The 1,533-nt window shown below is 64.9% G+C and carries 2 protein-coding genes and 1 pseudogene; all 3 read right to left on the minus strand.

Annotation, left to right across the window (positions count from 1 at the left end; genetic code table 11):
• Nucleotides 1–158: pseudogene (locus BN11_RS26375) on the minus strand (IS1634 family transposase); the annotation flags it as partial.
• 566 nt (nucleotides 159–724) lie between these two features.
• On the minus strand, nucleotides 725–973 hold the full coding sequence (locus tag BN11_RS20050) for a hypothetical protein (protein ID WP_157044303.1): 249 nt from the start codon (nucleotides 971–973) through the stop codon (nucleotides 725–727).
• A 228-nt stretch (nucleotides 974–1,201) separates the two neighbouring features.
• A partial coding sequence (locus BN11_RS20055; RefSeq protein ID WP_048700182.1) for a transposase occupies nucleotides 1,202–1,533 on the minus strand: 332 nt, incomplete at its 5' end.

The following is a 1,533-nucleotide window of genomic DNA, read 5'->3' on the forward strand; positions in this document are numbered from 1 at the left end:
TGCATCCGTGCCCGCGCGACCTCGAGCAGGGCGACCAGCTCAGCCGGCGTGCGTGCCGATCCCACGTGCTCAATCACGTTGTCGCGGTCCCCGACACGCTCAGCGATCTGCACCGCCGTGGCCCCCGAAGCGGTCGGGACCTTCCGCACAAACACCACGAGCACCGACCCTACCGGCCCGATTAGTGTGTCAACCTCGAAGCCTTCAAGCCGCTGACCAGCACAAACATCCGGCCCGACCCGGAATCACGCCAACGTGGCACGAGTCAGGTCCCAGTACCGATACAGATCGAGGGGGAACGATGCCACTTCTTGCACCCTCGCGGCCCGGCACATCTCAAGTGCATCGCGGTAGCGCGCGCTGCCGGACCGGCCATGCGCTGCTCTGGCGAGACCGATCCATGCGAACTGATCGAGATAGACGTGGAGCACCGGACCTCAGTTCACGGCGGAGTGGACGCGAGAACTCGCATCCACGAGCGTGCTCCCTCCCCCTTGAGGGTAGTGCCCGGAGCGAGGCCTAGACCGGTTGACCTGGAGCTTCGTGTTTCAGACATGCACTTGACACGCCACGTCCTGCGTGTCTTGCAGGCCGTTGATCACCTGGCTGGTCCACTTCGAGCGTCGTGATGCGAATCGGACTCCTCAGAGTTCTCCCCGGTCAGCTCAGCTGCCTCCGGCACCTCGGACTGCGACTCTTGTTCGGGATCTCCGGGAAACTACATCTACTCGAACGAAGGAAATGGCGCGTAGGTGCCGACATGGTCATCAGGGTGATTCCAACTTGAGACCAGGTCGATCAGGTAGAGGTACGCGGACCTGGTGACCTGGAGGGCCAGCACAGTTGATTCCACCAGCTCGAACAGGTGGATTCGACTGCGCGCGTCGATGGTGATTCCTGTGTCGTCCAGGAACGCGGCATGGACAATCCGATGCGTTCCCGCATTTCGAAGCGCCTGAGATGGGGCGTACATGCCGTCCCCCTCCATGTCGTACGCGAGTTCAGACAGCGCGTGCGGAGGCAGTGAGCGCGCCGGACTCTTCGTGAGGCTTAGCCTCCGTCTTTCACGGGGCAGCGGTTTGATGACGTGAGGTGCGCGGAGGGGCTGTCGGCGTGTGGGGGCAGGCGTTGGTGCCGCGTGGCGCTGCGGTGCGGGTCTTCGAGGGTCCTTGGGTCGCGGTGGTCAGGGCCGAGTGTGTTGTCAGGTCAGGAGCGGGATGGCCATCACAGCGGTGAATGCGGCGACGGCGGCCTGGGTCCAGGGCCAGGTTTCCGGCAGGCGGAGGTGGCGGCGTCGTCCGCTGGTGGTGAGTCGGGCGGGGATGTGGAGGAAGCGGTAGCGCAGCGCTTTCGGTTCGCAGGTCTTCAACGTCTCGGGCAGCGCGAGCAGCCGTAGCCAGGCGGTCAGGTCGGCGGCGATCGCGACCGCGAGAAGCCAGGTGGTGTTGATGCCGTATTCGCGGGAGGGGAAGCGGCCGAGGCCGGTGTCTTTCGCGTGTCGGATGCTGTCTTCGACGCGGGCGTGGGCGCGGT

Source organism: Nostocoides australiense Ben110 (assembly GCF_001050535.1).
Lineage (GTDB): Bacteria > Actinomycetota > Actinomycetes > Actinomycetales > Dermatophilaceae > Nostocoides_A > Nostocoides_A australiense.

Excerpts from the sequence above, each read along its gene's own strand:
- BN11_RS20050 (WP_157044303.1), bottom strand. The coding sequence starts at position 973 with ATGTACGCCCCATCTCAGGCGCTTCGAAATGCGGGAACGCATCGGATT.